The sequence below is a fragment of the Bacteroidota bacterium genome (assembly GCA_016720935.1).
Classification (GTDB): Bacteria; Bacteroidota; Bacteroidia; order AKYH767-A; family 2013-40CM-41-45; genus JADKJP01.
The window spans coordinates 1-23,052 of record JADKJP010000006.1 but is presented as its reverse complement, the minus strand read 5'-3'; the positions used below and the strand labels follow the sequence as shown (position 1 = coordinate 23,052).

Sequence of the window (23,052 nt, the reverse complement as noted above, 5' to 3'; positions counted from 1 at the left end):
CTTCAACCGCTTTTTTTTCAGTGAAGAATAATAAACTTTTGAAAATATTGATCTCCGGAATTTGAGATTCTAATCAGGTACAATCCATCCATTAAATCTGAACAATCAAAGTAAATTTGATTTTGTCCCCTGGTTATACTTACTGACTTTTCTTTGACCAATTCTCCCTGCATACTTCTGCATTCCATTCTGAGATTTCCATTAATAAAAGAGTTCAGCTTAACCTGCAATTTACCTGAGCCAGGGTTTGGAGAAATCTTAACATCATCGAATTGATGAAGAATTTCAGGAGTTTCTAAAATAACCGGAAGTGTATCAATATGAATAACGGCTAATGCTGTATCACAGGTAAAAGCATTGCAAACAATTAGCACGACAGTATAAGAACCAGTGTCAGAGTAAATATGCGTTGGGTTTTCAAGAATCGAAAATGACGAATCCCCAAAATCCCAGAAATAATTGTCTGCACACCGACTATAATTTGAATTAAATACTACTTCATTAGTATGATAAAAGGATAGCATCAGATAAGCATAGGGAACTGTGTCAACTGTTACTTCTATTTGATCGGACACAGTACCGCAACCGGGAACAGTACATGTCACGGTGTAAATTGTATTTCTTTCCGGTTTACATATGGGAAACGCAGAACTTGAATCATCCAGATAAACAGATGGTGACCAGGAATAGGTAGCCCCGGGAAACCATGTACACGAAAGCTGTGTGGATATTCCACAGTCCATTTGATAAACATCAGGACCTGCATTGAGGAATATGGAATCAGGAATTACTACAATTGTATCCCGTGCAATTAAAGTACTCGCATTGTAAATAGAAGCGACATAAGTAACAGGTGTTGAAACTGTCACAAGCGGATCAAAAGAATTAATGCTTGAAAGTCCGCTCGCCGGAGACCAGGAACATGTTGCCTGATTATTTACAGCGCAAAGCGACAGATGCTGTGGTACTCCGCACATAACATGAATTGTATCGCGATAAAAACCTGATCCGACACACAATTCATGAGCACCGATTGTCGGGCTTGCATTTCTCGTCAATTCATCTTTATCAACAGGAACAATATTGCTTAAATGAGCTCCCGCTCCTGCTAACAATGGGTTTGTATTTCGAAGATGCACACTATCCGGATACATCGGATCAACATGCAAGGAATGTACTTCTGAAGTACCTCCGAAAGGGAAATAATTATTGTAATCTGACATGACTGAGCCAAAAGGAGAATATGCCGGACCTGCCAGGTTATTATTTTTGCATTCTACACTATTGTAATAAAGAAATTCCAATTGCGGATCTATCACATTATTATGCAGAAAGTATACTTTATCCGTAAATAAAAAGGAAACGTCCTTAAAAAACCAATTGTTGTAAACAATGCCCAACTTTACCTGTAACATTTCGAATGAACCAATTTCATTTCCTCTCATCAGAATGCTGTCTCCCTGATAGATTCTCAATTGAAGTGCACGGTTATTTTCAATGAAAACTTCAACACTATCACCATCAACGTATAAATTTTCGGATACTTCATTATTTCTTACTAATAAATAAGCACCTCTTGAAGATACCCCTAATGTTCTCACACGGTTGTTTTCTACGATTCCTCCCTGGGGAGTGATCACAAATGCTCCTGAGTCATTATCATGCATTAAAAGCCAATTGCAATAGAGCCTGCTCTGTTGAAATCCAATCATATTATTTTCATACATCTTCACCGTATCTGCATGGCTTGAGCCTTCAATATATCCTGCTCCAAAATTTTCGTGAAAAATCAAATTTCCTTGGCATTGAAAATATAATTTGTCATCAATTTTAGACTGAAAAATTTCAAGAAAATCATTTCGATAAATATTCAGAGATCTTGAAATACAACAAGAATCAAAAATACAACTTGAAATGTCGAAACTCCCGCGACCATTTTGCAAAAAATTACATGCATAAAATTTAACGAAAGCGTGTTGACCGTACATGGTAGATGAAATATCATCTCCGAAAATACATCGGGACGCATACAAAGAATCCTGATTTCCAATGATTGCACGGAAACCCTTGGTCATGTCTGCATTTGAAAGATGAAGTGTCCCACCAAGCACAGTCAATAATCTTGCTGAATTTGAAGTATTCGATACATTTGGTGTGGTTAAATGAACCAAATCAACCTCAGCATTACAATTTAAAAATTGCAAAGCGTTTGCGGAACTCCATCCAAGGCTGCGAATTGACAATTCCCTCAGCACAACTGCTTTTGATCGATCGATCTCAATAACAGCGTTGGTGTTTGAAAATCCTTCAAAGACAACATCTGCAGAATCTCCTGTTTCGGATTGAATATAAATTGGGTTTTGTATTGAGTTGCCGGGAACAGAATCTAACACAGCCATTGTGTTGGAATATATTCCACTGCGTATAGCCAGCACAACCGGGCCATTTATTCCATTGTGCATCAAACTGTCAAAGGCATCCTGGAGCAGCGCAAAATCAGGGTTCAGTCCGCCCACAGTATAAATTCCCTGATAAGGAAGAAAAGTTTGTGAGAATAAAAAAGAAAAGATGATCAATAGAAATCTCTTCATAAAAAATCAGGTTTATCTGATATGCTATTCAAACAAACTTCCCGGCTGTGGATTGAACGTCTTTCCAAGATGTTTGTAAGCCAGTTCCGTTGCTTCTCTTCCGCGTGGTGTTCGTTTGAGATAACCTTCTTTGATCAGAAACGGTTCGTACACTTCTTCAATGGTTCCACTCTCCTCTCCTACCGCCGTTGCTATCGTAGTAATTCCAACCGGTCCGCCTTTGAATTTTTCGATGATGGCCGAAAGAATTCTGTTATCCATTTCATCCAGACCGTGTTGATCCACATTCAGTGCCGATAGAGAAAGATGAGAAATTTCAAGATCGATTCTTCCATTGCCTTTGATCTGTGCAAAGTCTCTCACTCTTCGTAACAATGCATTCGCGATACGTGGAGTTCCACGACTTCTGCGCGCGATTTCATTCGCGGCTTTAGGGTCAATACCGATACGAAGAATTTCGGCGGAACGGGAAATTATTTTCTGCAACAAAGCGGAGTCATAATATTCCAATCTGGAATTAATCCCGAAACGTGCCCTCAACGGAGAGGTGAGCAAACCCGATCTCGTTGTGGCGCCGATGAGTGTGAAAGGATTGATTTTTATCTGTACCGATCGCGCATTCGGACCGGTTTCTATCATGATATCAATTTTATAATCCTCCATCGCGGAATAGAGGTATTCTTCCACAACCGGACTCAGCCGATGAATTTCATCGATGAAAAGTACATCGTTAGGTTCGAGGTTGGTGAGCAAACCTGCGAGATCTCCTGGTTTATCCAGTACCGGACCGGATGTTGTTTTGATATTTACTCCCAGCTCATTTGCAAGAATGTATGCCAGTGTTGTTTTACCCAGTCCCGGAGGACCATGAAGCAATACATGATCCAGCGCTTCATCGCGTTGCTTGGCAGCTTCAACAAAAATTTTGAGATTATCGACAATACTCTGTTGTCCGGTAAAATCTTCAAAGCCCTGAGGCCTGAGAACTTTTTCGAATTCCCGTTCTGCCGCAGGGATCTGATTCGCGCTAGGGTCCAGGTTTGGATTGATTGTCGACATGTTATTGCAAAGGTATAAGAACTCGCCTTTAGCGGGAGTTTCGGTGCACTTTTTCTTTAGGGCAGCTCAATCACAAAGGGTTTTACAGCACATGACCTCATCAGGATGATTTCTTCTTTCCTGTCAGGCCGTGTGGAAAGACCATCTTGTATATTTCATCCATAAACAACTTCAGACCCACAGAAAACGTGGGAGAATTGAAATTTTCTCTGATATTTTTTGATGAATACAAGGTTTTCCGATAACCGAAAGATGTTCCGATACCGATCCACCGAAAAATGCTGTATTGTCCCGTGAGTTCGGGCTGGAAAATGATCACGGTTTCAGAGGGTGTGGAAACTCTTTGCCTATCACTTCTCCGGATGTATTCATAACTGGCAGTACCGACACCAAGATTATACGGAATCAGGGAAAACTGCCAGGGATATTGATGATAAAAAATGTACTCAGCGCTGGCAGAAATGAAACTGAATTTCAATTCACCGTTTGTAGTATAGGAAAGTGTATCTTCTTCTATTTCGATTTCGCTGACCACCGAGCCGGCATCAAGACCGGCAACTCCAAAACCAAAGCGAACCCGTTTGTTGTAACTCAATCCGAATTTCAGTCCGGTGAAATTGGCAAAATCCTTACTGATAAAACCGTAGTAGTTCTGGAGGTTGATAAAAAACTTTGGACGTTTTTCTAGACTGGCATACAAGGTATCCAAAACCTGAGCCTTTGCCGGGCGTGTATAAAACGCTCCGGAAGTCAGCAGCAAAAGAAGTAAGATTGATTTATGATGAAAACGCATCCTTGCTATGGCCTGTTCTTAAGAAGGGATAACAGGATACAAAGAAAAACGGAATCCTGTCCGGATTATTCATCGGTTCAGGAATTCTTTAACAATCAAATTTTAACGAGGCTTATCGACCGCTTCACTCACGATCAGCTTTTTTCCAACCAGTTCCTTGCCATTCAGGGCTTCGATCGCCTTTATGGCATCTTCTTTCTTCTTGTATTCAACAAAACCGAATCCTTTGGATTCCCAGGTGATGCGATCGTAAACGATTTTCGTGTCGAGCACTTCCCCGAATTGCTTGAAAATAGCCTCAAGAAGAACCTCATTTACAGAGGGTTCGATATTTTTTACAAATAATTTCATGCTTTCAAAGATAATTGATTTTCAGGGAAATTGTTACTCGGTATACAGAAGATCGAAGGTCCCGTTGTTAATGGAAATGCTGCCCAAAATCGGGCTGACAAGGGTAACAGAAAAAGTGCCTTTCAGCACATTGCGTGTTTCATCATTCGAAGTGATTACCAGTGTTCCCGGATTCGCATTAGTCGATTCGTACGCGTTTCCGTTGGTATACAAAATATGATTTGTTTCGTTATTAATCACATAAGTTCCGGGACGTAAACTATCGAGCTCGAGAGTGATTGATGATGCATTTGAATTTATTCCATTCGCGGTAAGATGAATGGCAAGATCAGCAAAACAACTTGCATCAGCGCACCAAGCTCGATTGTTCAGCGTAAAAGAAATTTTAGAAGGAAGAACACTGTTGCATCCAATGTTGTCGCCATACACTGGTTCATCCTGTTTCTTTTTGCAGGATAAAACAGCGAACAGAACAATAACCCAAGCAAGGCGGGAATATTTTTTCATACACAGATGAAATTATATATCATTAAATTTCAATGTGAATTTAGTGAATCTTTCCAATCCTCAGGAGCAAAGGAAAACGTACTTTCCTTTCTTCCGAATCACCCCAAAGAATTTCAATTTCCTTTTTTAATGCATCAAGCGGATTGTAATTATTTTTCGAAATAAAATGTTTCACTGCTGACCAAGTGTTAAGATAGCCAATCAAATGCTCAAGGCTCCATTGGATTTTATTTACGAAATCAGGTGCCGTATATTCCTCAAAAGGAAAAGGAATGGTTTTATAATTTTCATCGATATATTTTCTTTCCTTATCCCAATAGGAGCCTATTACATTTCTGTAAAAATTATTGATTACACGATCCATTTCCTCAGAGATCTCTATTTTTCCATAACCAAGTACACAGAGTATAGCATTTGAATTTCCCGTTCGCCTGACTTCCGAATAAAATTTATCAAAATCAAACCAATGTATTGCCTGAGCCACGATGATTAAATCAAACTGATCCTTTGCAAAAGATGTTTGTTCTGCAGCTTGAATTGAATACTCAATATTCTTTGCATGAAGTGCATTCTTTATTTGAGATTCGCTGATATCGCTTGCAAAAACATGATCAAATTTTTTCGCCAATTCAAATGCAACCTGACCATTTCCTGTTCCACAATCCCAGGCTGCTTGTGAAGCGGGTATTAAAGAATATAAATAATCATAGAACTCCGTAGGATATGCAGGTCGGTATTTCGCGTAATTATCGGATTGAATTGAAAAATTATCCTTCATTTTATGTCTGAAATATACCCTGAATCACCAACAACACGCTGGGTTATGTCTTTAATGAAAGCCCGCGGGTTGGCGGACTTGACCCTTTATTGAGTCCATAACCTTTGCCTTACAGGGTGTTTCCAATCTTGTTCTAAAAATAAATGTACCAAAATATTTAACATTGCGACAGGGTTGCATTTGAACAATTTCATTACAATTAAATTTTAAAATTTTGAAAGAAGCCACACTGAATAAGTATTTGTCCAATTTTTACATTGAGTAAAATTCAACACATGCAATTCGACCCTGTTGAAACAGGTCTTGTTACCCTCCTCTAAGAATACAGATTCTGTAGTGTACTGGATTATTATTTGAAGTTAACATCCCGTCGCCATTGCAAAGGCCAAGTCCGACAGCGCACTGGCTTGGGTTAAGGACCGGTCCCAGCTGAGGTTGATTAATATTTCAAAATTTTAATTTTCCGATCATTCACACCTAAAATGTAAATGCCCGGATCCAAACTCGACAGGTCCAGTGTACAAATTTTGTCCTCGCTTTTGAATTCAATTATTTTGGTTCCTGTGAGAGTTGTCAATCTGACTGAAGCATTTTCTTGTAAATTATTTAAATGAAGCATATCTGTAACCGGATTAGGATAATAAGAAAATGAATCTTCTTTGTTTGTCACACCAATTGAGGAAGTGGAATTAACTAATTTAATGATCCAAACATCACTCTCTCCGTGATTTCCAGTAACATCCCCGTCGATTGACCATGAATATCCGGCTGCCATAATTCCGCTGTCACTTGTTTCAATAACTTGATATGGTGCTTCATCTCCACTGCCCCCATAACATTGTTCCCAAATGATGTTCAAAGTGCTATCTAATTTTATAATCCAATAATCCTGATTCCATCCCCCGTGACTCCCTGTGACATCACCATCCGTTGATACCGTATATCCACCAACAAGATATCCGCCATCCGAAGTACACAAGATGCTGTAGCTATCCTCCTGATCCGTACCGCCAAGACATTTTTGACGTATGAATTGGCCAAGACTATCCGTTTCTACTATCCAGATGTCTTTATTCGAACTATGATTCCCTGTCACCATTCCTGTGGTAGAATTAGTTTCGCCGGTCAGTATGAAACCACCGCTTGGAGTTATTTTTATATCTCTACACATTTGACCAATTTGACCTCCATAACAAGATTGCCATAAAAAATTTCCAACTTTATCGACTTTCACCAACCAGAAATCAGTAAAACCATGAAGTCCTGATACATCTCCGTCATTTGAATCGGTTTTCCCTCCTACCACATAGCCACTATCGGGAGTTTGAACAACAGCCCAGCCTTCGTCATTTGGAACTCCACCTAAACATTTCTGCCATTCCAAAGTTCCAGAACTGTCCAATTTAATTAACCATACATCATAATATCCATGGTTGCCAACCACATCACCATTATTGGAATCGGTAGTCCCTGTTAAAATCAGTCCTCCATCCAAGGTTGAATTAATCGCATACGCTCCTTCGTGTTCTGTGCCACCAAAACACCGTTGCCAAATGATATTCCCTGTGGAATTTAATTTTACAACCCAGACATCGCTCTTACCATGGTTACCGGTAACATCCCCATTGGTCGACCAGGATGTTCCGGTTATTACATAATCCCCATTGATCAACTGAATGATGGAGTAAGCGCCATCAGGACCTGTCCCACCTAAACATTTTTGCCATTCCAATTGACCAATGCTGTCAATTTTTATTACCCATACATCTTCTGCATTGTAATGACCTGTGACATCACCATCACTTGACTCAGTTATTCCGCATGCAATAAATCCGTTGTCAATTGTTTGAATGATAGATTCCATCCCTTCAAAAGATGATCCGCCGTAACTTCTTTGCCACTGTATTACCGGAGCCTGAGGTAATACATAATTCACATTTAAAAGCATTATCCCATAGAATAATAAAATTAGAACTCTCAAATTCAGAGGAGTTGTCATAGCTTAATAATTTTTTTGGAATATCTTCCATCTATTGAAATTAAATATACTCCTGCAGGTAGAAATTTAATGTCCAGTTTAAATGATTCAGCATCTGAGATTCTTTCAAAGATTATTTTTCCGTACAAATCTGAAATTATCATTTTTTTACCCCGCTGCGACGGACTTACTAACTATTCTATTTTTTTTCCTCATATTTCAAATATACAAAAAAGGATGTTGCTTCGACGGACATTCGTCCGTTGTACTTGAGCTGTGGATATTCATCCACCTATCATGGCTCCTCGTATATGTATACTTTCATCAACTGATGCGGAAGTATATTGAATTCAAATCAGGGAACTTTTGGGTTAATTTATGCAGGAAAATAAAAGTATGGAAAGATAAAAATCGTGCGATTGAATTTTTTACCGAGAAAGCCTCATCGTAAAAACTGAAAACATACATCGCAACCCTGTCGTTGACAAAAATGTTTGCGACGAACAGGATTATCTTTTTAGCTCTGCCCGTAATTATTAAAATCTGACAAATGTCCTGGAAATTGATTGGTTAACTCCGCCAGTAGTTACCGCCTCGAGTAGTATTTTTTCAAACATTAACAAGGTATAAGTTTCGATCAGAACTGACAGTCGTTGAGCTTTGATTGGCGGATGAATATCCACAGCTCAAGTACAACGGACGAATGTCCGTCGAAGCGCCATTAGCTTTTTGTATATTTGAAGTATGAGGGAAAAGGATTGAAGAGTTATTAAGTCTGTCGCAGCAGGGATAACCAACAAGCTGATTTATATAAAAAAGATAAAAACTATACAGATTGTCCGAAAGTTAACAAATTCTTATCCGGATCAAGAACAGAAAATTCCTTTTGTCCCCATGGTTTTACAGAAAGAGAACCCTGCGGGTGAATTGGTGTTTTTCTCTCCAAAAGGAATTGATAATATTCGTCAATATCATTTGTTCTGATATACACTTGTCCATAGTTCTCCTCCGGATTGAGTTCCGGGAATTCAAAGAAATGAATTTGCAGACCGTCTTTTTGCAACATCAGATAGCCGCTATAATCAGCATTACCGAATTCTTCAAAACCAAGATGCTTAATATAAAAGTCCCGGGTTGATACTTTGTTCCTCATGGGCAATTTCGGATGGATCGCTGTTAACATCAGTGAAAATTATTGTGAAGTACAGGTAAATAAGCCAGAAGTCTGGACTCAAGGGAGATACAAATATACCATAAGCCGGTACATTCTAAATACTCAAAAACAGGTAGCGATTAGTCCCAATTTCAATCTGTTACATTGGTTTCGATTTTGTATCTTCGCCACTCAAGTATTACCCCGTGAGCGACGCACTCGTAATCATACCAACCTATAACGAAAAGGAAAACGCGGAAAAAATGATCCGTAAAGTTTTCTCGCTTCCGCATGATTTTCATTTGCTGATTATTGATGATGGCTCTCCGGATGGTACTGCGGATATTGTTAAACGATTGATACCGGAATTTTCAGGACGACTCTTTATAGAAGAACGCAAAGGAAAGCTTGGTTTAGGGACAGCCTATATCCATGGATTTAAATGGGCCATCGCGCGCAAATATGATTTCATCTTTGAAATGGATTGTGATTTTTCGCACAATCCTGACGACCTCATCCGATTGTACCAGGCATGCAAAAATGAAGGTGCGGACATGTCCATCGGATCACGATACATCCGTGGTGCCAATGTCGTGAACTGGCCGCTTGGCAGGGTGGTGATGTCGTATTATGCTTCTGTTTACGTAAGGCTGGTCACGGGCATAAAAATCAAGGATACTACAGCGGGATTTATCTGTTACACGCGGACAGTTCTCGAAACCATTCCGCTTGATGAAATCCGTTTCATCGGTTACGCCTTTCAGATTGAAATGAAATTCACTGCCTGGAAATGTGGATTTAAAATTACAGAGGTTCCAATCATTTTTACTGATCGTACCGAAGGTACCAGCAAGATGAGCAAAGGAATTTTTAAAGAAGCGATATTGGGTGTGATGCAAATGAAATGGAAGAGTTTCTTCCGAAAATATCCAAAGTCTCCAAAATCCTGATTCAGTTTTGAAATCCTATTTATTAAAAAACGCCAGAATCGTTAACGAAGGAAAAATCGTTGACGGCGATCTATTGATTACAAACGGAAGAATCGAAAAGATCGGGACAAATCTCAGTTCTTCTTCCGCAGAGTTAATCGATGCAAAGGGAAAATTTCTTTTGCCGGGAGCCATCGATGACCAGGTACATTTCCGGGAACCGGGACTCACACACAAAGCGGAAATTTATACTGAATCGAAAGCTGCTGTTGCCGGAGGTATTACTTCCTATATGGAAATGCCGAATACGGTTCCCAATACGCTTAGTCAGGATTTACTGGAAGATAAATACCAATTGGCTGCGAATAAATCACTGGCAAATTTTTCATTCTTCATGGGTACATCGAACGACAACCTCGATGAAATCCTGAGAACCAATCCGGAGAATGTATGCGGAATAAAAATATTCATGGGTTCTTCAACCGGCAACATGCTTGTGGATTCAGCGACCACTCTGGAGAAAGTCTTTTCGCTTTCTCCAATGCTCATCGCGACACATTGCGAAGATGAAACGACCATACACAGGAACATGGCGCGGATCAGGGATTTGTACGGGGATGATATTCCGGTGAAAATGCATCCTGAAATTCGCAGTTCTGAAGCTTGTTACCTGAGTTCCTCCTTCGCGATTTCTCTGGCGAAACAACACAATACACGATTGCACATCCTGCACATCAGTACAGAAAGAGAACTGGAACTGTTCCGCAACGATATTCCGCTTTCACAAAAAAGAATCACATCGGAAGTTTGTATACATCATCTTTGGTTCGACGACCGAGATTATGAAAAACTTGGCACACGCATCAAATGGAATCCGGCGATTAAATCTCAGTCCGACAAAGAAGCTTTGTTCAAAGCCTTGCTGGATGATCGATTGGATGTCATCGCTACGGATCATGCTCCGCATACACTTGCCGAAAAAAATCAGCACTATCTGAAATGTCCTTCCGGCGGGCCTTTGGTGCAGCATGCACTTGCAGCCATGCTGGAGTTTTATCACAACGGAAAAATTTCGCTTGAAACGATCGTACGGAAAATGAGTCATGCTGTCGCCGACTGTTTTCAGATTCGTGACAGAGGATATATTCGTGAAGGATATTGGGCGGATCTGGTTTTGGTTGATCTGAATTATCCCTGGACCGTAAAACCGGGAAATATTCTTGCCAAATGCAGATGGAGTCCGTTTGAAGGAACAACTTTCAGATCACAGGTGAGTCATACTTTTGTAAGCGGACATCTTGCTTACGCGAATGGAGTGTTTGACGAAAGTAAAAAAGGAGAACGTCTTTTATTTAACCGAAATTAAAATGAAATCTCTTTTCAAGAGCCTTCTTTTCTGTATCATCATCGCTTTCTTTTCCTGCTCCAAAGGAGAAGAAAAAATTCCCGATGACGTACTCACACCCGCGGAAATGGTTCCCTTGTTTGTGGATCTGCAAATTGCTCAATCGGCAGTATCTGTTTTTCAATACAGTGATACGATTCGTTATAACAACACCGAGCTTTCCATCAATATTTTAAAAAAGAGAAATATCCCCGCTGAAAAATTTCTCAAAAGTCTGAAATACTACAGCGATCGCCCGGAAATGATGTCTGAAATTTATCAGGATGTTATTGATGAGCTGAGTAAAACGCAGAGCCTTGGAGGGAAGGGATTGTAGATTGTAGATTGCAGATTGTAGATTTTAGATTGTAGATTTTAGATTTTAGATTTTAGATTTTAGATTTTAGATTTTAGATTTTAGATTTTAGATTTTAGATTTTAGATTTTAGATTTTGAAGGAAAATTTCAAAAATTATTTCCCAACTACTAACAACTAACAACTAACAACTAACAACTAAATTCTCCTCTCGAACTCTTTTAAAAGCCCACACGTATCAGCAATTGAATCCGCGATGGGGATAAATTGGATACCGGTTTCTTTACAATTTTCTCGTTGGAATACTTCCAGTTTTTTTGCGCGTTGCGGGTGGTTTCGCGGGTGATGAGGGGTTTCTTTTTTGAAAACAAATGAGAAAAAGCGATGCCACGCCAGGCAATTTCACCAAGCAAAGGACTTACGCGAATGCTTGGTTTCTTTTTATGGAGTTGTTCGGCTATGGTTTCAAATATTTTCTTGTAAGGCAGATTTTCTGAATTGAGAATATAGCGTTGAGCACTTACTCCTTTTTCCATCAACCGAACGGCAGCAGAAGCGACATCTCTTACATCGACAAATCCGGTTGAACCGGTTGTATAAAAACGCAAACCTTTCCATACTTCCATAAACATTTTCGCGCTGCCGGAATCCCAGTTTCCCGGACCGAAAATGATTGTCGGGTTAACGATCACAGCGTTCAAACCTTCTTCAACAGCACGCCAGACTTCTCGTTCGGCGCCGTATTTACTGATGGCATAATTCGAATTGAGCGATGATGTTTTCCAAACAGTTTTTTCGTTGATTTCCAATCCTTCTTCAGAACGACCAATTGCCGCGACAGAACTAAAATGACAGAATCTTTTGATTCCTTTTTCGAGAGCCATATTCACCATGTTGGCCGTGCCTTCGATATTCACTTTCATCATTCTGTTGTTATCAGAAGGAACAAAGGAAATGAGTCCGGCTGCATGATACACTTCTTCCACCCCATCAATGGCTTCCAGAACCGAGTACACATCATTGATATCGCCTTCAAACCATTCTATTTGTTGCATTAATTCCGGCGCTGAAGAAAAGACCCTTTCCACCTGTGCATGGGAACTTCCCGGCCTGTGTAGAGCCCGGACTTTCTTCCCTTTTCTGCACAATTCGAGCAACAAATGTGAACCGACGAGTCCGGTTCCGCCTGTAACGAGGATCATAAATGGATAATCTTGGTGCGAAGATGGCAAATGTTTTGAATTCTGAGGCATTTGTACATCCGCTTGTGCTGCCTATCTTTAGCGGCAAAATCAGAGTCATGAAGAATTTTATCGAAGAATTGCGCTGGCGGGGAATGTTACACGATGTGATGCCGGGTACAGAAGAACTTCTCAATGCAGGGATGGTCAAGGGCTACATTGGATTTGATCCAACAGCGGATTCCCTTGGCGTGGGTAACCTCGTGCAAGTCATGTCGCTATTGCATTTTCAGCAGTGCGGGCATAAACCCATCGCTCTGGTAGGAGGGGCTACGGGAATGGTGGGCGATCCAAGCGGTAAATCCCAGGAAAGAAACCTGCTCAACGAAGAGACCCTGAATTACAACCTGGCCTGCCAGAAAGCGCAGCTCGAAAAATTCCTCGATTTTAATTGCGGTGAACAATCCGCGGAGATTGTCAATAATTACGACTGGTTTAAAAACTTCAGCTTTCTGGAATTCATCCGCGATATCGGAAAACACATCACGATCAATTACATGATGGCGAAAGATTCTGTTTCCAAAAGAATGGAAAGCGGAATGTCTTTCACGGAATTTTCCTACCAGCTCGTACAGGGCTATGATTTTTACTACCTCTGGAAACACCAGGGAATTCGTCTGCAAATGGGAGGTTCTGATCAGTGGGGAAATATCGTGACCGGCACAGAACTGATCCGCAGAAAAGATGGCGGAGAAGCATTCGCGCTCACAACACCGTTGATCAAAAAAGCGGATGGAACGAAATTCGGAAAGACCGAAGGTGGAAATGTATGGCTGGATGCTAAACGAACTTCTCCTTATCAGTTCTATCAATTCTGGATGAACGCGGCGGATGAAGACTCAAAAAATTACATCCGGATTTTTACACTGAAGACAAAAGAAGAAATCGAAGCGCTGGAAACTGAACATGCGAAGGCTCCTCATTTACGTTTACTTCAGAAGGAGCTTGCAAAAGAAGTGACCATACGTGTTCATTCAGAAAAAGATTACCTCGCAGCTGTTGAAGCATCCGAAATTCTTTTTGGAAAAGGAACAGCGGAAGCATTGATGAATCTTTCTGAAAGTGACCTCCTCGCTGTTTTTGAAGGCGTGCCGAAAGTGGAAATTTCAAAAAGCGAACTGGAAGCAGGAATCAATGTTGTGGATTTTCTTGCCGACAAAACAAATATTTTCCCTTCCCGTGGTGAAGCCCGTAAAATGATACAGGGTGGCGGAGTGCTGATCAATAAAGGCAAAGTAGAAGATGTCGAAAGAATTGTCAGCGCGAAAGACAGTATCAGAGAAAAATATATTCTGGCGCAGAAGGGGAAGAAGAATTATTATTTAGTAGTTCTGAAGTAGGGACGAGGGACAGAGGACGGGGGACGGAGGACAGGGGGCGAGGGACGGAGGGGTTCGAGGTTTTATTCCGGTCCGTTGGGATTTTTTTTGTTCATGTGGTTTAGAAGCATTGCGATTCCGACTACAACAGCGATCGCGAAAAAGAAATTGAATCCAAGCTGGATATAATCTTCCCGTTTTAAATTTCCGAGACGTTGCTTTACGATGTACAGGGAAATAAGACTTCCGATTCCTACTGAAACAACAATAATAATGAGGCGGCGCCTGTCTTTCATTTGATGGATGTATTGGATGCTTTGGCAAAAGTAATCATTGGATTTGAATGCAGACTGAGAATTTCAAGAGTAAAAAAAACAGGGAACTTCCTCAGCAAATGGTTTTCAGATCAGATAACCAATAGGTTACATCCTCTTACGTCGCTATAATCGAAGCGACCGATCACTTCAAAGCTGTTATCGTTGTGCATTTTTCCCAAATCCTGGGTCGCGATGAAGGCACAGGAATCCAGGTTTGCAAGATCAATGACATTGATGCCCCCCGTGGTACCGGGCTCAACATAACTAAAAGGGTCATTGGTGTCTCGCAGAAAAATTTTCATCCAGGGTGGAGTAAAAAACAAACCGTCTCCTTTTGAATATGCCTGAGACAACAATTCCGTCATTCCATATTCCGAATGTATTGCAGGAACATCAAATCCTTTGCGCAAAACATCATGTACTTCTTCCCGGACCATTTCCTTTTTTCTCCCCTTCATCCCACCTGTTTCCATCACAATGAGTTCCCGAAAACTAAGTGGAAATGCTTCCGCGAAATCAAGCAATGCAAAAGTCACTCCCAGGAGAATTGTTTTTTGTCTCTTGCTTTTTAGCGATTTCAGAAGATCGGATAATTCAGCAGAATGTTTCAGATAAAAACCACTATGAGGATTCTTGCTTTGTCGGATCAGATCGTCGGCCATCAAAATTAGTGATGAACCTTCCCGTTCCATGTACGAAGGCAATAAAGCAAGCAAACAATACTCTTCAGCAGGACCGTAAAACAATTCGAATCCCTTTCTGAAAGAAGTTCGATAGATTTCAGGATCAGGAACAAAATGCCGACTCACTTCCATTCCGGTTGTTCCGCTGCTGCTGAAAACAGTATCGGAATTCGTAAAGCCGGTGAGAATCTCAAAGTTTTTGAAAAATTCAATAGGGAGAAACGGAATTTCTGCCGGATTTGACATGTCTTTCCAATCGGGTCTCAGGGATTTGACGTACTTTCCATACACCGGATTAAATTCCACCTGGTATTTAAAAACATCAAGTGTGAGCGAATGCAATTCATCGGCTCCGGCGGAAAATATTTTTCGGATCAGTTGCTCCCGTTGTTCTTTCCAATTCACAGCTTAATTGCTTTTTGTTGTTTCTGTGACCGGATTATCTGTCGAATAATGTAAGCCAACATTTTGCTTGCGCTCCATCGCGAATTTTACAATGAGATAAGCAACAGTAATGAGATTCCTGAGTTCGCAAAGTTTTGGAGAAAGTACTGTGCGTTCATACAAGGCTTCGGTTTCTCCATAAATGATTCGCAGACGATTCAAAGCACGTTTCAGTCGCTGATCCGACCTCACAATCCCAACATAGTTGCTCATCACATCCTGCAATTCGCGCAGGTTATGGGTGATGAGAACCATTTCATTGGGCTGGGTGGTTCCTTCCGCATCCCAATCCGGAACTTCCTTGTTATACTGAACGGAATTATATGTTGTAATCGCGTTCATTGCAGCGCGGTGAGAAAACACAAGCGCTTCCAACAGTGAATTAGACGCTAGCCGGTTCGCACCATGCAAACCGGTACAGGCACATTCTCCCGCCGCATATAAATTTCCAATGTTGCTGCGGCCGAATTCATCGACAACTATTCCTCCGCAGATATAGTGAGCGGCAGGAACAACAGGAATCATATTTTTTGTAACATCAATACCAATGCTCTTACACTTTTGATTGATGTTTGGAAAATGCTCAACAAATTTATCGAAGGGAATGTGGCGGCAATCCAGAAACACAAATTCATCTCCGCTAATTTTCATTTCGTTATCAATCGCGCGTGCGACAATATCGCGAGGCGCAAGAGATTTCCGTTCATCGTACTTCTGCATGAACTCGACACCATCTTGTGTTTTCAAAACAGCTCCGAAACCCCTTACAGCTTCGGTGATCAGGAATGATGGATGTTCGCCGGGATTGTACAAAGCTGTTGGATGGAATTGAATAAACTCCATGTCTTTCACCTGCCCTTTTGCCCGATAAACCATCGCGATACCATCACCGGTAGCAATAACCGGATTGGTGGTGGCTTTGTAAACTTGTCCGGCCCCGCCCGTAGCTACCAATGTCACTTTGCTAAGAATCGTTTCAATTTCTTTAGTCTGCAAGTTGAGGACATATGCTCCATAACATTCTATCCCCGGTGTGCTGCGCATCACTTCTTTTCCAAGATGATGCTGCGTAATTATATCAACGGCAAAATAATGTGTGTAAATAGAAATATTGGGATGCTGATGGATCTGTTCCAGCAATGCACGTTCAATTTCATTTCCCGTGGCATCTTTGAAATGCAATACGCGATGCTCACTGTGTCCGCCTTCTTTTGCAAGATCGAAATCTCCGGTTTCATTTTTATCAAACCTGGTTCCCCATTCAATAATCTCACGAATGCGCTGGGCTCCTTCGGTAACGACCATTCTTACAATTCGTTCATCGCATAATCCTGCTCCACATTCCAGAGTATCCTGAACATGTTTTTCAAAAGTATCCGGACCGTGCATCACACCTGCAATCCCGCCCTGAGCATATTTGGTATTGGACTCTTCAGCGTTTGCCTTGGTGATAATGATAACCTTGCCATGTTCCGCCACTTTCAGGGCAAACGTAAGTCCGGCAATCCCGCTTCCGATAACTAAAAAATCTACTTGTTTTTGTGTTGTACTCATTATGGGGTAAAGGTAGGAAAAAGGGACGAGGGACGAGGGACGGGGGACGGGAGACGGGAGACGGGGGACGGGGGACGAGAGACAGGGGACGGCAGTCCGTTCGAGGTTCTAGGTTGAAAGTCGGGAGTCAGGAGTTGGGAGTATGCAGCACAAACAAATTTTTAACCCGCAACGCGGAACCCGAAACCCAATCGTCCCTCGCCCCCCGTCCCTCGTCCCCAAAATAAATCGTATCTTTGCATTAGCTATGGAAATCAAAAAAGTAATCACTGTTTATGCCGAGGCGACGCCGAATCAGGCGGCGATGAAATTTGTAGTGAACCGCTACCTCCTTGAGGAAGGCAGTGTTGAGTACACTTCTAAGGATCAGGCAAAGAACTGCCCTTTGGCTATGCAGCTCTTTGGGTTTTCAGGCATTTCCGGCGTTTTTATCACGACAAATTTTGTAACGCTGACCAAAAACTCAGATGTGGACTGGTATGAAACCATGGGGATCTTCAGAGAGTTCATTAAAAGCTATATGGAAAGCGGACAACCGGTGTTTACCGGTCCGGTTGAACAAATTGCTGATCCGGAAATCGACAGGACAAAAACAGCCTCAGCAATTGAAACCAAGATCATTGAAACCCTCGACGAATATGTTAAACCTGCTGTCGAACAAGACGGCGGTGCGATTCATTTCAAATCTTTTTCAGATGGTATAGTTACATTGGTGATGAAAGGTTCATGCAGTGGCTGTCCATCTTCTACACAAACATTAAAAGGCGGAATTGAAAAATTATTAAAAAGCCTTGTACCGGAAGTGAATGAAGTTGTTGCTGAAGAAGGTTGATTACCTTAAAAAAACTTTTTTCTATTTTTTTTCAAAATCAAATTTTTCCAGCGAAAGGTATTTTACGCCTGAAGGTGTGTGAACAGTTTGCCATAATTCCGCGAAATCAATTTCCGGCAATTCAATTTTCGCAAAAGACTCAGGAGAAATAGCATCAACTTCTGATTCTCTTTTTAGTCGCGCAATCGTTATATGCGGAATCGGATCTTGGTGCTGAATCTTTATTGTCATGTATTGCTGTACTTCAGAAGCTACCTTAGCTGACAAAACCGAAAAAACTTTTGATTTTTTAAACGCGCCCAAAACATTGAAGGCTTCCTGCTGTGTCCGCGAAATTCGAACTGCTCAAATTCGAGATGAAAGGATGATTGCTGACTGAGGACTCCCTGTATTTTTTCTCGGATGAGAGGAATCTTCTCTTCTTCTACTTCACCTATAAAAAATATTGTGATGTGCAGATTCTCTTCCGGAGTCCAGCGAAAACCTGCAGCATTGCTGTATCCGGAAAACATTTGCAGTAATTGTTTCCGTAAATTCAATGGAAGAGGAAATGCAAGAAATATTCGAACCATTTGTCAAAACATTAACTAAATCTGAAGATTTGCCATAATAAAAAAGCGTACAAAAATTTATAACCTGGCATAGTGCTTATTAAAAAGAATATTAGTCATTACCTGATTAGCTCTTTACGGAAAAAATCCAAATTATGATATTACAAAACCAAAGCAGACCAAAATAATACATCAGTTCATGGTTCTGGTAAATGAAAATTAAAATTGAAACTTTGGTCCTTTTTCGAAAAACTATCTTCTTATTTGAAGAACGAGAAAGCTTTGATTTGTTTTTTTCTTTTATTGGAAGTACTCGGCAATTAATCTTTCTTCCTCTTTAGTCAATTTATCCTGGCCACCGATACAATCAATATCCAAGTCAATTTTTATCGTCTTCATTTTTATTGATTTTGCAAATATTTGTCAATTAATATTTGCGCTGCTTTGGATTCAATAACTAATACCCCCACCAATATGAACTGCACCAAGTGTCTTCACATAGTGACCAATTAACTGAGTCTTTGAACGAAAGCAATATTTCCCTGATGTCCTCTTTGAAAAGATAACTTACAGGCAAATGCTACCAAATTCCCAGCAACACCGGAATACATCTTGGATTTTCCTTTATTGAAAGGTGCACTCTCAACCAAATGCATAAAAACATGATCCACCTTAACTTCCAAACTGATTAATCCTGAATGATTGTGGAATTATTGATAATTGTCAATTTGTAAACTTCTCTGGCAGGATCACTAATTTCAGATTTCCAATTAAATGTCCAGCCATTTCCTTTGGTGATTGATTTCAAATCTAGTTTTGTTAATAGAGACACCTCTGTTTGGATATCGCCAGTAACGACATTTTCAATTGAGTTTGTTAGCTTGTCGATAATAAAATCAAGCCCTTTTATCTTTTTCACCTAGCTAATTTACAAAAACAGACGATCATTTCCAAAGCAAATATTAGACATACATCTGATTTCAGCATTTATTTGCAGTTTTATTTGTATTCGTGAAATCTACAATTCAAGTTTATTTAGAGATGACCCCTACCAATCTTATGCAGGTTCGAGGATAATGGAAGAGAACCTACATTAGAATTAGTTATGCCGCCAATAATTTAACAAATTGAAGTTTAAGCGGCATTAATTACTTGCATGAAAAGATCTGAACCCCATTTGGGCTGGTTCAAATCATTAACCATTGAAAATTTGATACAGATTAAACACTTTAAAGCCCCAGCAAAGTCTTACCGGATCTTTGCCATGAAACAGCATCTTTGTTGGATCCTCCAGCATTTGTTTCCTTTAACCAGGAACCCGACAGACTCGCGACCGTCGATGATGCGGTGATCATAAGAGAGCGCGACATACATGATCGGACGGATTTCCACCTTTCCATCGATAGCGACAGGACGCTCAACGATATTGTGCATTCCAAGAATCGCGCTTTGAGGAGGATTGATAATCGGAGTTGATAACATGGACCCGAAAACGCCACCGTTGGTAATCGTAAATGTTCCATCGGTCATTTCATCGATGGAAATCTTTCCATCACGAGCTCTTCCCCGCAAGCTCCATCACGTTGGCTTCGATCTGAGCCAGACTCAAAGTTTCTGCATTGCGAATCACAGGTACCATTAATCCTTTCGAGCGCTCACCGCGATTCCAATATCACAGTAATCCATGATAAACCAGGTCTGTACCATCAATGTGCGTGCATTCACCGCAGGAAAGCATACAATGCTTCACACACCGCCTTTGTAAAACGACACGAAACCCAGATTTACACCATGAGCTTCTTTGAATTTATCTTTTATACTGTTTAAGAATATCCATAATCGGACGACATGTCAACCTCGTTAAACGTGGTCAGCATTGCGGTTTCCTGCTTCACAGCAACGAGTTGTTCCGCAACTTTTTACGGAGCATACTCATCTTCTCCCTGCGCTTATTGCGTTCACCACCCGGATTGAGAGGCGCGACCGCTGACATTTGCCGGAACATTACCGACATTGAGTACATCACCCTAGTAATTCCTTCCACCTTACCGGATGCACTTACCTGCGCCGGAGCGATGCCTTTTTCTTTCATCAGCTTTTCGGCCGCAGGAGAGCTTTGAATGCCGGCAGTTCAGTTGGTACTACTTCTTTCTGTAGCCAGTGTCGCACAGGGGCTGCGGTTTCCATTTTTTGCTTTTGGTTTCTCTCCTTTTTCCATCTCAGGAGCTACTCCATCTGTATCGATAGAATAATCAACTGGCGCTTACGCGTACAGTTTCTCCTTCTTTCGCAAGAATTTTTATTGTCCTCGGAGGTTTCCGCATCCAGTGTCAACGTTGTCGTCGGAACTAACTTTGCCAGATCTCATCATCCTTTTCAACGTATGGTGCTATCTTGTAATCCATCTAGCTATCTGAACTTGATATGGTTATTCACCGGGGCTGGGGACTTCCTTACTCACCTTGATATAGGAATCTTGTCACCCTGCCCACTTGGGCTTTTGTTCGAAAATATTTTATGCAAAGACGCAAAGGACGTAGAGGGATATTATTGAGAGATGGGCTACTTTTCGAAAACTCTGTTGAGAGTTCCTTTTGTTCGCGTTCATGAGTTTTGTGGTGGAGATCCTGTGGCAGGACTGGCACTTTCTGATCTGGCGATGACTTTGAAAGAAATATCCCACAAGTCTCTCAACAAATATGACCATGCACCCATGTTGGGATCGGCTTCCTGCAACCAGATCCACTCTGTCGCTTTTGAATATTTTTCTTAAGGCGATCAATTGTCCGGCAGGGAAAGGATACAATTGGTCTAAAATTACCAATGCGATATCATCATTTTGATCTTTTTCTTTTTTGTCCAATAATTCATAGCACACCAATTGAAACAAACCACAACTTTTTCACCTGTTTTGGATCGGCAGTTACATCATCAATCACTTCGCGGAATCCGCCTTTGGACAAATCATCAAACGAAGAGACATAACGCGGATGACGCAACAAACTCTTTGGAGAAAAACAACCAAAGGTTTTCTGAACGGACGTTTTAACTGACGACGCAATGCATGAAAGAAGTTCGCCGGCGTAGTGCACGTCACAATCTGCATATTGTGTTCAGCGCAGAGATTGAGGAAACGTTCCAGTCGCGCGCCTGAATGCTCCGCCCCTGGCCTTCATAACTGTGAGGTAATACCACGATGATGCCACCTATCCGGTTCCATTTGTCTTCCGCGCTGCTGATGTACTGATCAATCACAATCTGCGCACCATTCATGAAATCACCAAACTGCGCTTCCCAGATGACAAGAGAATTTGCGGTCGACATGGTATAGCCATATTCTTTGCCAAGAAACCGCATATTCTGAGAGCAGAGAATTATAAATGGAAAATGAAGCCTGCTTTTGATCTACATTTGCAGAGGAGTATATTAATCTCTTCCGAATCCTCCACACGAAACAACGGCATGATAATAAGAAAGTTCCACAGCTCTACATCCTGTCCACTAACCGGATTGGGAAACCGTCTTTCAGCATGCTCCATAAGCCAGTAATTCCGCCAGCGGGCCTAACCAGCTTTTTCATCCGCGACAAGTTTTTCTGGTCTTCGAATAAGCGAACTGTCTTACGCAGAGAATTTTTTATCGGCAGGGGCGTCGAGATTTTATTTCCGATATCGATTACATTTTTCTCTACTCCCCTGTTTCAGGAGAAGTTTCGAAATCGGATCTATTTGAAGGTGTAAACCTTTCCAGCTTCCTTCTGAGGTGTGGAGAAACTTTCTTTTACTTTTCGATTGTCGGGCTGTATCCAGACTAACTCCTGAGCAAGCCATTGAATTCTTGTTCGAGCTCAAGCGCAGGCTGTGTTGCTTCCACTTCTCCCTCGAGAGAGAAGTTTCGCATTATACACTTCACGCGGGTTCTGACGTTCCGCGATCGCTTTGTAGAGCAAAGGTTGTGTGAACCGTGGTTCATCGCCTTCGTTGTGACCGCCGTATTTTCGGTATCCGAGAATAACGATGAACACATCACGGTGAAATTTCTGTCTGAATTCCATTGGTGAGTTCAATGCGACCAATGCTTCAACATCATCTCCATTTACGTGGAAGACAGGAGAGAGTGTGACTTTGGCAACATCTGTGCAATAAGTACTGGAACGACCGTCGATATAATTTTGTAGTGAATCCGATTTGATTATTCGTCACCAGATGAATGGTTCCTCCTGTCCGATATCCTCTCAGCAAAGACATTTGAATGACTTCATACACGACACCC

General features: G+C 41.2%; 24 protein-coding genes and 2 pseudogenes. 5 read left to right on the top strand and 21 right to left on the bottom strand.

Translation table 11 applies throughout. The annotated features are described in order from the left end of the window. Positions 1–17: 17 nt before the first annotated feature. From IPP86_08415 to IPP86_08375, 9 genes are all read right to left on the bottom strand, one after another. Positions 18–2,591, bottom strand: a complete 2,574-nt coding sequence (locus IPP86_08415; GenBank protein ID MBL0138537.1) for a T9SS type A sorting domain-containing protein — start codon at positions 2,589–2,591, stop codon at positions 18–20. A gap of 24 nt (positions 2,592–2,615) precedes the next feature. After that, the gene (gene ruvB, locus IPP86_08410; GenBank protein ID MBL0138536.1) at positions 2,616–3,650 is read right to left on the bottom strand and encodes a Holliday junction branch migration DNA helicase RuvB; all 1,035 of its coding nucleotides are present in this window, start codon (positions 3,648–3,650) and stop codon (positions 2,616–2,618) included. Between the two features lie 100 nt (positions 3,651–3,750). Further along, positions 3,751–4,443 carry a hypothetical protein gene (locus tag IPP86_08405; protein MBL0138535.1) on the bottom strand — a complete coding sequence of 231 codons (693 nt, stop codon included), beginning with the start codon at positions 4,441–4,443 and terminating at the stop codon, positions 3,751–3,753. A gap of 102 nt (positions 4,444–4,545) precedes the next feature. Then, entirely contained in the window at positions 4,546–4,794 is a 249-nt protein-coding gene (locus IPP86_08400) for an RNA-binding protein (protein ID MBL0138534.1), read from the bottom strand. A 33-nt stretch (positions 4,795–4,827) separates the two neighbouring features. Continuing rightward, entirely contained in the window at positions 4,828–5,301 is a 474-nt protein-coding gene (locus IPP86_08395; GenBank protein MBL0138533.1) for a hypothetical protein, read from the bottom strand. A 40-nt stretch (positions 5,302–5,341) separates the two neighbouring features. Continuing rightward, on the bottom strand, positions 5,342–6,079 hold the full coding sequence (locus tag IPP86_08390; GenBank protein MBL0138532.1) for a methyltransferase domain-containing protein: 738 nt from the start codon (positions 6,077–6,079) through the stop codon (positions 5,342–5,344). 439 nt (positions 6,080–6,518) lie between these two features. Continuing rightward, positions 6,519–8,078, bottom strand: coding sequence for a T9SS type A sorting domain-containing protein (locus IPP86_08385; protein MBL0138531.1), 1,560 nt, complete (start codon positions 8,076–8,078; stop codon positions 6,519–6,521). Then, positions 8,075–8,221, bottom strand: coding sequence for a T9SS type A sorting domain-containing protein (locus tag IPP86_08380; GenBank protein ID MBL0138530.1), 147 nt, complete (start codon positions 8,219–8,221; stop codon positions 8,075–8,077). The genes IPP86_08385 and IPP86_08380 overlap by 4 nt, the downstream gene beginning before the upstream one ends. A gap of 662 nt (positions 8,222–8,883) precedes the next feature. Then, on the bottom strand, positions 8,884–9,240 hold the full coding sequence (locus IPP86_08375; GenBank protein MBL0138529.1) for a VOC family protein: 357 nt from the start codon (positions 9,238–9,240) through the stop codon (positions 8,884–8,886). Positions 9,241–9,416: 176 nt separating this feature from the next. Between IPP86_08375 and IPP86_08370 the strand changes: the two genes are divergently transcribed. From IPP86_08370 to IPP86_08360, 3 genes are read left to right on the top strand one after another with little or no spacing between them, the layout of a single operon-like run. After that, positions 9,417–10,160: a polyprenol monophosphomannose synthase gene (locus IPP86_08370; GenBank protein ID MBL0138528.1), complete on the top strand. Its 744-nt coding sequence runs from the start codon at positions 9,417–9,419 to the stop codon at positions 10,158–10,160. A gap of 7 nt (positions 10,161–10,167) precedes the next feature. Next, positions 10,168–11,505: a dihydroorotase gene (locus tag IPP86_08365; protein MBL0138527.1), complete on the top strand. Its 1,338-nt coding sequence runs from the start codon at positions 10,168–10,170 to the stop codon at positions 11,503–11,505. A 1-nt stretch (position 11,506) separates the two neighbouring features. Then, a complete protein-coding gene (locus tag IPP86_08360; protein MBL0138526.1) occupies positions 11,507–11,860 on the top strand; it encodes a DUF4296 domain-containing protein in 354 nt (117 codons plus the stop codon). A gap of 200 nt (positions 11,861–12,060) precedes the next feature. On the opposite strand, the gene IPP86_08355 is transcribed toward IPP86_08360, so the two are convergent. Next, positions 12,061–13,041 carry an NAD-dependent epimerase/dehydratase family protein gene (locus IPP86_08355; protein ID MBL0138525.1) on the bottom strand — a complete coding sequence of 327 codons (981 nt, stop codon included), beginning with the start codon at positions 13,039–13,041 and terminating at the stop codon, positions 12,061–12,063. Positions 13,042–13,139: 98 nt separating this feature from the next. On the opposite strand from IPP86_08355, the gene IPP86_08350 reads away from it, so the two are divergent. Further along, positions 13,140–14,420 (top strand): tyrosine--tRNA ligase, encoded by a 1,281-nt coding sequence (locus IPP86_08350; protein MBL0138524.1) that lies wholly within the window; start codon positions 13,140–13,142, stop codon positions 14,418–14,420. A gap of 62 nt (positions 14,421–14,482) precedes the next feature. On the opposite strand, the gene IPP86_08345 is transcribed toward IPP86_08350, so the two are convergent. From IPP86_08345 to nadB, 3 genes are all read right to left on the bottom strand, one after another. Then, a complete protein-coding gene (locus IPP86_08345) occupies positions 14,483–14,695 on the bottom strand; it encodes a hypothetical protein (protein ID MBL0138523.1) in 213 nt (70 codons plus the stop codon). Between the two features lie 110 nt (positions 14,696–14,805). Next, positions 14,806–15,774 (bottom strand): acyl transferase, encoded by a 969-nt coding sequence (locus tag IPP86_08340; protein ID MBL0138522.1) that lies wholly within the window; start codon positions 15,772–15,774, stop codon positions 14,806–14,808. Between the two features lie 33 nt (positions 15,775–15,807). Continuing rightward, positions 15,808–17,397, bottom strand: coding sequence for an L-aspartate oxidase (gene nadB / locus IPP86_08335; GenBank protein ID MBL0138521.1), 1,590 nt, complete (start codon positions 17,395–17,397; stop codon positions 15,808–15,810). 247 nt (positions 17,398–17,644) lie between these two features. Between nadB and IPP86_08330 the strand changes: the two genes are divergently transcribed. After that, positions 17,645–18,229, top strand: a complete 585-nt coding sequence (locus IPP86_08330; protein MBL0138520.1) for a NifU family protein — start codon at positions 17,645–17,647, stop codon at positions 18,227–18,229. 21 nt (positions 18,230–18,250) lie between these two features. Here the strand turns inward: IPP86_08330 and IPP86_08325 are convergent, their stop codons facing one another. The 8 genes and pseudogenes from IPP86_08325 to IPP86_08290 all read right to left on the bottom strand — a co-directional run bounded on the left by IPP86_08325 (position 18,251) and on the right by IPP86_08290 (position 22,975). Next, entirely contained in the window at positions 18,251–18,460 is a 210-nt protein-coding gene (locus tag IPP86_08325) for a hypothetical protein (GenBank protein MBL0138519.1), read from the bottom strand. 20 nt (positions 18,461–18,480) lie between these two features. After that, positions 18,481–18,801, bottom strand: a complete 321-nt coding sequence (thpR, locus tag IPP86_08320; GenBank protein MBL0138518.1) for an RNA 2',3'-cyclic phosphodiesterase — start codon at positions 18,799–18,801, stop codon at positions 18,481–18,483. Positions 18,802–19,181: 380 nt separating this feature from the next. Next, a pseudogene (locus tag IPP86_08315) lies at positions 19,182–19,699 on the bottom strand (hypothetical protein). 276 nt (positions 19,700–19,975) lie between these two features. Further along, positions 19,976–20,872, bottom strand: a pseudogene (locus IPP86_08310) (2-oxo acid dehydrogenase subunit E2). A gap of 512 nt (positions 20,873–21,384) precedes the next feature. Then, on the bottom strand, positions 21,385–21,516 hold the full coding sequence (locus tag IPP86_08305; GenBank protein MBL0138517.1) for a hypothetical protein: 132 nt from the start codon (positions 21,514–21,516) through the stop codon (positions 21,385–21,387). Between the two features lie 199 nt (positions 21,517–21,715). Then, positions 21,716–21,922 carry a hypothetical protein gene (locus tag IPP86_08300; protein MBL0138516.1) on the bottom strand — a complete coding sequence of 69 codons (207 nt, stop codon included), beginning with the start codon at positions 21,920–21,922 and terminating at the stop codon, positions 21,716–21,718. Further along, the gene (locus IPP86_08295) at positions 21,874–22,137 is read right to left on the bottom strand and encodes a hypothetical protein (protein ID MBL0138515.1); all 264 of its coding nucleotides are present in this window, start codon (positions 22,135–22,137) and stop codon (positions 21,874–21,876) included. Before IPP86_08295 ends, IPP86_08300 begins: the two co-directional genes overlap by 49 nt. Positions 22,138–22,627: 490 nt before the next feature. After that, positions 22,628–22,975, bottom strand: a complete 348-nt coding sequence (locus IPP86_08290) for a hypothetical protein (GenBank protein MBL0138514.1) — start codon at positions 22,973–22,975, stop codon at positions 22,628–22,630. Between the last annotated feature and the right edge of the window lie 77 nt (positions 22,976–23,052).

What these genes read in the sequence shown, in the direction of transcription:
- IPP86_08415 (MBL0138537.1), bottom strand. Translation starts at nt 2,591, where the DNA reads ATGAAGAGATTTCTATTGATCATCTTTTCTTTTTTATTCTCACAAACT.
- ruvB (MBL0138536.1), bottom strand. Translation starts at nt 3,650, where the DNA reads ATGTCGACAATCAATCCAAACCTGGACCCTAGCGCGAATCAGATCCCT.
- IPP86_08405 (MBL0138535.1), bottom strand. Translation starts at nt 4,443, where the DNA reads ATGCGTTTTCATCATAAATCAATCTTACTTCTTTTGCTGCTGACTTCC.
- IPP86_08400 (MBL0138534.1), bottom strand. Translation starts at nt 4,794, where the DNA reads ATGAAATTATTTGTAAAAAATATCGAACCCTCTGTAAATGAGGTTCTT.
- IPP86_08395 (MBL0138533.1), bottom strand. Translation starts at nt 5,301, where the DNA reads ATGAAAAAATATTCCCGCCTTGCTTGGGTTATTGTTCTGTTCGCTGTT.
- IPP86_08390 (MBL0138532.1), bottom strand. Translation starts at nt 6,079, where the DNA reads ATGAAGGATAATTTTTCAATTCAATCCGATAATTACGCGAAATACCGA.
- IPP86_08385 (MBL0138531.1), bottom strand. Translation starts at nt 8,078, where the DNA reads ATGACAACTCCTCTGAATTTGAGAGTTCTAATTTTATTATTCTATGGG.
- IPP86_08380 (MBL0138530.1), bottom strand. Translation starts at nt 8,221, where the DNA reads ATGATAATTTCAGATTTGTACGGAAAAATAATCTTTGAAAGAATCTCA.
- IPP86_08375 (MBL0138529.1), bottom strand. Translation starts at nt 9,240, where the DNA reads ATGTTAACAGCGATCCATCCGAAATTGCCCATGAGGAACAAAGTATCA.
- IPP86_08360 (MBL0138526.1), top strand. Translation starts at nt 11,507, where the DNA reads ATGAAATCTCTTTTCAAGAGCCTTCTTTTCTGTATCATCATCGCTTTC.
- IPP86_08355 (MBL0138525.1), bottom strand. Translation starts at nt 13,041, where the DNA reads ATGATCCTCGTTACAGGCGGAACCGGACTCGTCGGTTCACATTTGTTG.
- IPP86_08350 (MBL0138524.1), top strand. Translation starts at nt 13,140, where the DNA reads ATGAAGAATTTTATCGAAGAATTGCGCTGGCGGGGAATGTTACACGAT.
- IPP86_08345 (MBL0138523.1), bottom strand. Translation starts at nt 14,695, where the DNA reads ATGAAAGACAGGCGCCGCCTCATTATTATTGTTGTTTCAGTAGGAATC.
- nadB (MBL0138521.1), bottom strand. Translation starts at nt 17,397, where the DNA reads ATGAGTACAACACAAAAACAAGTAGATTTTTTAGTTATCGGAAGCGGG.
- IPP86_08330 (MBL0138520.1), top strand. Translation starts at nt 17,645, where the DNA reads ATGGAAATCAAAAAAGTAATCACTGTTTATGCCGAGGCGACGCCGAAT.
- IPP86_08325 (MBL0138519.1), bottom strand. Translation starts at nt 18,460, where the DNA reads ATGACAATAAAGATTCAGCACCAAGATCCGATTCCGCATATAACGATT.
- thpR (MBL0138518.1), bottom strand. Translation starts at nt 18,801, where the DNA reads ATGGTTCGAATATTTCTTGCATTTCCTCTTCCATTGAATTTACGGAAA.
- IPP86_08295 (MBL0138515.1), bottom strand. Translation starts at nt 22,137, where the DNA reads ATGCGGTTTCTTGGCAAAGAATATGGCTATACCATGTCGACCGCAAAT.